The sequence below is a fragment of the Arthrobacter sp. 05L45_2 genome (assembly GCF_056397525.1).
Genome location: NZ_JBFTNO010000152.1, coordinates 1 through 7,594, shown reverse-complemented (window position 1 = coordinate 7,594; position 7,594 = coordinate 1). Strand labels below are relative to the sequence as shown.

The 7,594-nt window shown below is 67.4% G+C and carries 10 protein-coding genes; 2 read left to right on the top strand and 8 right to left on the bottom strand.

Going from position 1 to position 7,594, the window contains the following annotated elements; genetic code table 11:
• Positions 1 to 521: ABC transporter ATP-binding protein (locus tag AC1DHD_RS11860; protein ID WP_476879907.1), on the top strand; the 521-nt coding region annotated here is incomplete at its 5' end.
• A gap of 26 nt (positions 522 to 547) precedes the next feature.
• On the opposite strand, the gene AC1DHD_RS11855 is transcribed toward AC1DHD_RS11860, so the two are convergent.
• The gene (locus tag AC1DHD_RS11855; RefSeq protein WP_476879906.1) at positions 548 to 919 is read right to left on the bottom strand and encodes a hypothetical protein; all 372 of its coding nucleotides are present in this window, start codon (positions 917 to 919) and stop codon (positions 548 to 550) included.
• Between the two features lie 204 nt (positions 920 to 1,123).
• Here AC1DHD_RS11855 and AC1DHD_RS11850 point away from each other — a divergent pair, with 204 nt between their 5' ends.
• Entirely contained in the window at positions 1,124 to 1,396 is a 273-nt protein-coding gene (locus tag AC1DHD_RS11850; RefSeq protein ID WP_476879905.1) for a hypothetical protein, read from the top strand.
• Positions 1,397 to 1,409: 13 nt separating this feature from the next.
• Here AC1DHD_RS11850 and AC1DHD_RS11845 read toward each other — a convergent pair whose 3' ends face one another.
• The 7 genes from AC1DHD_RS11845 to AC1DHD_RS11815 form a co-directional block, all read right to left on the bottom strand.
• Entirely contained in the window at positions 1,410 to 1,874 is a 465-nt protein-coding gene (locus AC1DHD_RS11845) for a phage tail protein (RefSeq protein WP_476879904.1), read from the bottom strand.
• A 73-nt stretch (positions 1,875 to 1,947) separates the two neighbouring features.
• Positions 1,948 to 2,553 (bottom strand): PadR family transcriptional regulator, encoded by a 606-nt coding sequence (locus AC1DHD_RS11840; protein WP_476879903.1) that lies wholly within the window; start codon positions 2,551 to 2,553, stop codon positions 1,948 to 1,950.
• 130 nt (positions 2,554 to 2,683) lie between these two features.
• Positions 2,684 to 3,883 (bottom strand): M20 family metallopeptidase, encoded by a 1,200-nt coding sequence (locus AC1DHD_RS11835; protein ID WP_476879902.1) that lies wholly within the window; start codon positions 3,881 to 3,883, stop codon positions 2,684 to 2,686.
• Complete coding sequence (locus AC1DHD_RS11830; protein ID WP_476879901.1) at positions 3,880 to 4,896, bottom strand: ketopantoate reductase family protein; 1,017 nt, start codon at positions 4,894 to 4,896, stop codon at positions 3,880 to 3,882. The genes AC1DHD_RS11835 and AC1DHD_RS11830 overlap by 4 nt, the downstream gene beginning before the upstream one ends.
• Positions 4,893 to 5,705, bottom strand: coding sequence for an SDR family NAD(P)-dependent oxidoreductase (locus tag AC1DHD_RS11825; protein ID WP_476879900.1), 813 nt, complete (start codon positions 5,703 to 5,705; stop codon positions 4,893 to 4,895). Before AC1DHD_RS11825 ends, AC1DHD_RS11830 begins: the two co-directional genes overlap by 4 nt.
• Positions 5,702 to 7,015, bottom strand: a complete 1,314-nt coding sequence (locus AC1DHD_RS11820; protein ID WP_476879899.1) for an MFS transporter — start codon at positions 7,013 to 7,015, stop codon at positions 5,702 to 5,704. Before AC1DHD_RS11820 ends, AC1DHD_RS11825 begins: the two co-directional genes overlap by 4 nt.
• Positions 7,012 to 7,594, bottom strand: a 583-nt coding sequence (locus AC1DHD_RS11815; RefSeq protein ID WP_476879898.1) for a polysaccharide deacetylase family protein, incomplete at its 5' end; no start/stop codon positions are given. The genes AC1DHD_RS11815 and AC1DHD_RS11820, both read right to left, overlap by 4 nt.

The following is a 7,594-nucleotide window of genomic DNA, read 5'->3' as shown; positions in this document are numbered from 1 at the left end:
AGCTGCGCTCGCGGATGGGGATGGTGCTGCAGGACACCTGGCTGTTCGGCGGGACCATCCGGGACAACATCGCCTACGGCCGGCCCGGTGCGTCGGATGCGGAGATCCTGGAGGCGGCGAAGGCAACGTACGTGGACCGGTTCGTTAAATCGTTGCCGCAGGGCTACGACACCATGCTCGACGACGAGGGCGGCAACGTCTCCGCGGGGGAGAAGCAGCTCCTGACCATCGCCCGGGCGTTCCTGGCCCGGCCGTCGGTGCTGATCCTGGACGAGGCGACGTCTTCGGTGGATACCCGCACTGAGGTGCTGGTTCAGAAGGCGATGAGCGCGTTGAGGAGCGACCGGACGTCGTTCGTCATCGCCCACCGGCTCTCCACCATCCGCGACGCCGACCTCATCCTGGTGATGGAAGCAGGGCAGATCGTGGAGCAGGGCACGCACGCGTCACTACTCGAGGCCGGCGGGGCGTACGCCCGGCTCTACGAGGCCCAGTTCGCGGCGCCGGTGGCGGAGGTCTAAGGGCGACAAAACCCGGCGCATTAGGGTTAGACGGCGGATTTACTATAGCGGCCGTGGTGGCGCAGCCAAACATAAAGTCCGACCGAGGCGCTAACAGCCAGCAAAGGGATAGCCCACAACGCGGAATCAGTACCTCGCAGCAGGACGGCACCGGCAACGACGGTGGCCGCCCCGATGCCGAGGCCCGGTGACGCGGTCGAAAGGCTGCTAATGACATCCTTCCTGAACTGTCCGTGCAGGGAGGTCAAAATGACAATGGCAGTCAGGAGTGCCAGTCCCGCTGCGAGGAGAATGAACCCCTCGGCAAGGCCGATGATAGTGACTCCTGCAGCGAAAAAAATGCTGAGAAGAACCCAGTAGGCGTCGCTTGTAAAAGCATTTCGATTTCTTTGGTTCATTGATTCGATCCTAGCAACCGCGGTTGAAGTCGAGGGCAGTTCCGAGGAGGCCCGGCGGGCCAAACAGGCTGTGGTCTCAACCAACTGTTCCGGCGGTCTACCGAAGGTCGGGCGGCAGTGGTACTTTCTGCTTGGATCAGGGGTTCGTCACGCGATTCCTTCCAAATCCGGCCCCTGAGCCCGCTTTCGAAAGCAGAGGCTACGATGGCAACTTTATTGATTTTCCATGAGGTCGACGACGTTGATCACTGGCTCAGCTCGACGCGACGCCAGGAAGTCTTCGGACCCTTGGGCATGACCGTGCGGACCTTTGTCGACCCGCAGAAATCCAACCGCGTCGGCCTGATCGTCGACGTTCCGGACCTTGATACGTTCCAGCGAATGATGGAGTCCGAGGCTGCCGCGGACGCCATGAAATTCGACGGCGTGCGCCCGGACACGATCGTGATGCTGGTCGAGCCGGAGCTCAGCACCTGACCTGGGAGAGCCGTCAGTACTCGCCCTTGATCACGAAGTACGATCCCCGGATGGTCCCCGCCAGCTTTGACTTCTGCCGGGCGAACTTGAAGCGCGTCTCGAGTTCCTCGGGAACGTCCATGCCGTCGGAGAGCTTGAACCCGACCGCGCGCTTGCCGCCGTCGGCGATGCTGTACATAACGTTGATGGACAGGCCGGACTCGTAGAAGACGTAGTCCATCCGCAGGCCGTCGACCTCGAAGGTGGTGGCTTCGAGAGGGCGGGAACCGATGGTGATGTCCCGCTCTTCCTTGAGGATGCGGGTCACCCGGTCCACCGCCTCCGGGGCCTCGGCTGCGGGGCTGACGGTGAAGGCGTGGCCGTACTTGGTGCTGTAGTAGCGTGCCTCGTTGGCGCGCAACCCGGCCAGGGCGTCGGCAACGGGGGACGATTCCAGGCCCGTGGTGGAAACGTCCTTGAAGTCAACTACGTACGGCATGCGCCCTCCTGAATTGGTGTCGTGGATCAACGATAACGCGRCCACCGGCACCCTCCTGCCAGTACACCCCCTGCTAGTCGGCGAGGATGAGGTAGAGGGCGCGGCGGGTCTCGTCGATTTTCTCCATGGCCGCGGTGCGCTGTTCCTCTGTGGCCGAGAAGCGGAACTGGTGGATGACTCCCATCAGCTTCGCAACGCTCTGGTGGAACGCCGGACCCGATCCCTGACCCTCGGTGYTCCAGGCGTTCTCCAGCTCCTCGGCGTGGGCGGCGATGTACTCCCGCCCGGCGTCGGTGAGCGTGAACTCGGTGCGCCGGCCGTCGCCCTCCGGGGCAATCAGGTCCTCGTCCACGAGTTGCTGCAGGGTCGGGTACACCGAACCCGGGCTGGGGCGCCAGGCTCCGGAGGTCTTCTCGGCGATGGTCTTGATCAGGCCGTAGCCGTTCGAGGGCGCCTCGGCCAGGAGCGAGAGGATCGCCGACCGGACGTCCCCCCTGCTGGCGCGGCGGGAACCGCCGGGGCCGAATCCGGGGCCGAACCCCGGACCGAATCCGCCGCCGAAGCCGCGGCCCGGTCCGAACCCGCCGTGGCCGTGGGGCCCGCGCCGGCTCCTTCCGCGCCCGTACCGTCCGTCGGCGGGTCCGCCGCCGGGAATCTTGTCGTCGTGAATGCCTTTCATAGCGGCATCGTCCTTTCGCTTCGTTCGTTCTGTTGGTATCGCCGATCAATCGGCGATAGTTAACGATATATCGGCGAGTGTCGAAGAACAAGAGGCGAAGGGAAATTGCCGGCGGTGCTATCCGGTTCGGCTATTCAGCGAACGCTGCGACGGCGTCGTCCTCCTCTGCGCGGGCCTGCTCGTGTAGTGCCGCAAGGAGCCCGGCGGCCAGGCCGGTGCGCTCGAGCATGCCCTCGATGCTGATCCATTCGTGCCGGGCGTGCGCGCCGTCGCCCACGGCACCGAGTCCGTCGAGGACGGGGAGCCCCAGCGCCGCGGCGAAGTTACCGTCGCTGGCCCCGCCCACCGATGTTTCCGCCAGTGCAAAGCCCAAGCGGGCAGCCACCTCCTCGGCCTTCGCGAACAGGCGCCCCGTTTCGGCGGAGCGGGGCATCACGGGCCGGTTCCACCCGCCGGAGACCTCGACGGCGGCTTCCGGGCTGCGGGCCGCAAGGCCGTCCAGGGCGGCGTTGATCCGCCCGGCCTCAGCCTCGGAGGTCACCCGGACGTCGAGGTCCGCGGTAGCGGACCCGGCCTTGACGTTGGTCCGCGTCCCGCCCTCCACGAGTCCTACGTTGACGGTGGTTCCCTTGGCCAGGTCCGTTTCGGCGTGCAGCTGCACGATTACGTGCGCTATTTCGTCGATGGCGCTGGCGCCAACTTCGGGGTCCAGTCCGGCGTGGGCTTCCTTGCCGGTGGCGGTGACCCGGAAGATTCCCACGCCTTTCCGGGCCGTCTTCAACGCGCCGGCGGCGCTGGCCTCGAACACCAGGACCGCGCTGCCCCGGGCGGCTTCCGCCTCGATGACGGACCTCGACGACGGGCTTCCCACCTCCTCGTCACCGTTGAGGACCAGCCGGAGGTTGGGGCGGGGCAGGCCGAGCTCGGCCGCTGCACGGAGGGCCCACACGAGCTGCACCAGGCCGGCCTTCATGTCGAAGGCGCCGGGTCCGGTGAACTGGTCCCCGTCCACGGTCGCCGGCCAGTCGCGCAGTGTCCCGGCGGACCAGACGGTGTCGTAGTGGCAGAGGGCCGTAATCCAGCCCTCGCCGCCGTCGTCGGAGGGGTAGTCAAGCACCACGGTGTCGCCGTAGCTCCCGCCGTCGATGTGGCGGCGGGCAGCGGGGGTGCCGATGCGGCCCGTAATCCATTCCTCCACCCAGGCCAGGCCCGCTGTCAGCAGCGCCTTGTCATCCGAGGGGGTTTCCCGGGAGACGTAGGCCGTCAGGTCCTCGAGGAGGGCGGCACGGTGGCCGGCCACCCAGGCTGGCAGTTGCTCTATCTCGGTCATCGGGTGGCCTTCCGGTCCAGTGCGGTGAGGTGGTCTTCGTCCATGGCGATGGCACCCGTTTCAAGGTTCGTAATGAGGGACACCAGCTCCTCGATCAGGGGCACGTCCAGCTGGTGTTTGGCGGCCATTTCCAGGACCGGGCGGTACTGGGTGGGCACCTCGGTGGGGCGTTTCCGCACCGCGATGTCGCGCCAGATGCCGGAGCGGGTCTTGGTCTGGGTGGAGAGCCACTTGACGAGGTCGTCCGTTGCCCCGGCGTTCCGGCCGGCGTCGGCGCCCCGGGTGTAGCAGGAGGGGTCGAACGCATCGAACCCTTCCAGGGTGATGCCTTCGGCCGCGGCCACATCGAAAACCTCCGCGGCGAGTTCGTTCATCGCCGGCCGGTGCCGGTCGATCAGTTCGCTCATGTCGGCGTCGGCCAGTGCCGTGGCGGTGAGCATGGCCCCGAACCCGAGTTTGGACCAGAGGTAACCGGCCACGTTGTCCGTGACCGCCGGCGTGCCCCAGTGCCGTAGGTCATGGGCCAGCTGCCGCACCCGGTCGCTGGTGCCCCCGGTGTGCTCGCCGAGCGCCATGGCGCCGATGCCGCCGTCGTTGATGACACCCGGTTCGAGGACGTCGGCGAAGAGATCCACAAAGGCGATCACAGTCCGGTCGGCCCCGACATGCAGGGCGATGGTGGCCTCGTTGAGGCCGTTCTGCAGGGAGGCGACGTAGCCGGTGCTACTGAGCCGGGGCGCTATCCAGCCCGCGGCGCTGTCGGTCGCCTGGGCCTTGACCGCCAGCAGGACACGCTCCAGGGTGGCGGGGGCGTCGTCCAGGCCGTAGCAGGGAACGTCCGCGGCCAGGACCCCCGCGGGACTCTTGATCTGCAGCCCGTTCTCGCGGATGGCCGCGACGTGCAGGGGATCGGCGTCGACCAGCTGGACCGGGACGCCCTGTGCGTGGAGGTGGGCGGCCAGGGTGCCGCCGATAGCTCCGGCACCGACCACTGTGTATGGGTTTTCCGTCATGAAGATACTTTCGTGTTGTTGCCGTCGGGGGCCGCCGCCGCGTTGGCGGGCCAGTGCAGCGGCAGGTTCATGGCGCCGGCGGACGAGCCGCCGTCGACGCGCAGGGTCTCACCTGTGATCCATTCGGCTTCGGGGCCGGCCAGCCAGACGACGGCGCGGGCAATGTCGTCGGGTTCGCCGCGGCGCCCCAGCGGGTTGCCGGAGACGGCGGCGGCGTATTCCTCCGTCACCGGGTTGGCGTCGCTGTTGACCGTGACGAAACCGGGGGCGACGGCGTTCACGCGGATGCCGTGCGGCCCCAGCTCCAGGGCCGAGGCCCGCGTCGCCATTTCCAGCGCGGCTTTGGACGTGGAGTACGGCGCTGCGCCGGGACGGGCCCGCAGGGCCGCGCCGGAGGAGATGTTGACGACACTGGCACCCCGTCCGGCCTCGATGGCACGCTGTGCGAGGGCAACGGTGGCCAGCAGGGGAGCGCGGGTGTTGAGGTTCTGTACCGCGTCCCAGGTGGCGGCGTCCAGGGATAGGAAGGGCGTGGCCGGATAGATCCCGGCCGAGTTGACCAGGACGTCCACCGGAGCCTCGGCCCAGGCCCGGGCGACCACGTCCCCCGGACCGGCGGGGGTTGCGAGGTCTGCCGTCAGGACCGTCGCGTCCTCTGCGCCGGCTGCCCGGCACTCCCCGGCGACGGCGGCCAGGGCCGCGGGATTGATGTCCACCAGCGTGATCCGGAAGCCAAGCCCGGCGAACCGGTGGGCCACCTGCCGGCCGATGCCGCTGCCGGCCCCCGTGATCAGTGCATGGCGGCTCAATCGAGGGCCTTGCCTTTGGTCTCCGGCATGGTCAGGTACACAACGACGCCGATTGCCGCGGCGATCGCGCAGTAGAGCCAGACGAATCCGCCGTAGCCGCTGGTGTTCATCCAGGTGGTGATGTACGGGGCCGTTCCGCCGAAGATGGCAACCGCGAGGGCGTAGGGCAGGCCGATGCCGGTGGCCCGGACTTCGGCGGGGAACTGTTCGGCCATGATGACCGCGCAGTTGGCCGAGTAGCCCAGGAGCAGGATGATGCCGATGACCTCGATGAGCAGCAGCATCCAGAAGTTGCCGTTCAGCAGGGCGAAGGCGGGCCATGAGAAGAGCAGGAACCCGGCGGCGAACGCGGTCATGGTGGGTTTGCGGCCGATCTTGTCGGACAGCAGGCCGGCGAAGGGGAGCAGGACCAGGAACAGGCCGACGGCGATGAAGTTCGCGAGGAGTGCCTGGCTCAGCGGGATGCCGGTGGAGACGGCCGCGTAGGTGGGCATGTAGGAAACCCACATGTAGTACAACAGCGTCCCGGCGATGGTCACGCCGAACACGCGCAGGGTGGCTTTGGGGTGCTTGACGAACATGGTGAAGACGGAGTTGCGGCGCGTTTCGCCGGACGCTTCGGCGCGGCTCTTGGAGTTGACGAATGATTCGGTCTCCTCCACGGACGACCGCAGCCACAGGCCCACCAGGCCGAGGAGCGCGGCCACGATGAAGGCCAGCCGCCAGCCCCAGTTGTCCAGCGCGTCCTTGGACAGGGTGCTGGTGATGATCGCGCCCATGCCGGAGGCGAGCAGGACGCCGGCGCCCACTGACACCTGCTGCCAGGAGCCGGCGAAGGCGCGGCGGCGGGGAGCGGCGGATTCGACCAGGAAGGCCGAGGAGGAACCGAACTCGCCGCCGGCGGCAAAGCCCTGGACCATCCGGGCAATCACCAGGACGATCGGGGACAGGATGCCCACAGTGTCGTAGGTGGGTGCGATGCCGATCAGGGCGGTGGCCCCGGCCATCAGGCCGATGGTGAGGACCAGGCCCTTCTTCCGTCCGTGGTGGTCCGCGTAGGCGCCCATGATGGCGGCCCCGACGGGCCGCATCACGAACCCGACGGCGAAAATGGCGAGCGTGGCCAGGAGGGCCGCGATGGGGTCGCCCTTGGGGAAGAAGTGGTGGGCGAACACGGAGGAGAAGGTCGTATATACGGCCCAGTCCACCCATTCGACGGCGTTGCCGATGCTGCCGGCGACGATTGCCTTGCGGCCCTGGGGTGAGAGTTTGGTTGCGTGGACCTCGTCCACTGTCAGCTGTTGTGTCATGAGATGGTCGTCCTTGTGGTGAGCCGGGAGGCAACGTGGGCTGCCAGGTCGGCGTGGGTGGTGATCCACACATCGTTGTGCGATCGGATGTGGTCCATAAGTTCTGCCAGGATCATCAGCCGGGACCGGTGCCCGATGATGTGGGGGTGCATGGTGAGCTGGAAGACGCCGCCTTCCGCGTACGCGGCGTCGAACTCGTCCTTCCAGATCTGCAGGAGATCGCGGGGCGGCATATAGGGCCGCAACCCGGTGAAGCGGTCCATCATCAGGTACGGCGCGTCGTCCCGGATCCACTCCACCGGGACCTCGATGATGCCCGTGGGGGAGCCGTCGGCGAGGATCTCGTAGGGCTCGTCGTCGGCCATCAGGGAGGAGTCGTAGATGAATCCCAGCTCCCGGATGACGTCGAGGGTGGAGTCGGAAAAGTCCCACGACGGCGTCCGGATGCCCACCGGCCGGATGCCGGCCTGCTGGTGCAGTACGTCCGTGGCGCGTCCCAGCAGGTCCAGTTCCTGCTCGTAAGTCAGCAGGGTGTTCCGCTCGTGGATCCAGCCGTGCACGGCCACCTCATGGCCCTGC

Coding starts and splice junctions, on each gene's coding strand:
- AC1DHD_RS11855 (WP_476879906.1), bottom strand. CDS start 919: ATGAACCAAAGAAATCGAAATGCTTTTACAAGCGACGCCTACTGGGTT.
- AC1DHD_RS11835 (WP_476879902.1), bottom strand. CDS start 3,883: ATGACCGAGATAGAGCAACTGCCAGCCTGGGTGGCCGGCCACCGTGCC.
- AC1DHD_RS11845 (WP_476879904.1), bottom strand. CDS start 1,874: ATGCCGTACGTAGTTGACTTCAAGGACGTTTCCACCACGGGCCTGGAA.
- AC1DHD_RS11850 (WP_476879905.1), top strand. CDS start 1,124: ATGGCAACTTTATTGATTTTCCATGAGGTCGACGACGTTGATCACTGG.
- AC1DHD_RS11820 (WP_476879899.1), bottom strand. CDS start 7,015: ATGACACAACAGCTGACAGTGGACGAGGTCCACGCAACCAAACTCTCA.
- AC1DHD_RS11830 (WP_476879901.1), bottom strand. CDS start 4,896: ATGACGGAAAACCCATACACAGTGGTCGGTGCCGGAGCTATCGGCGGC.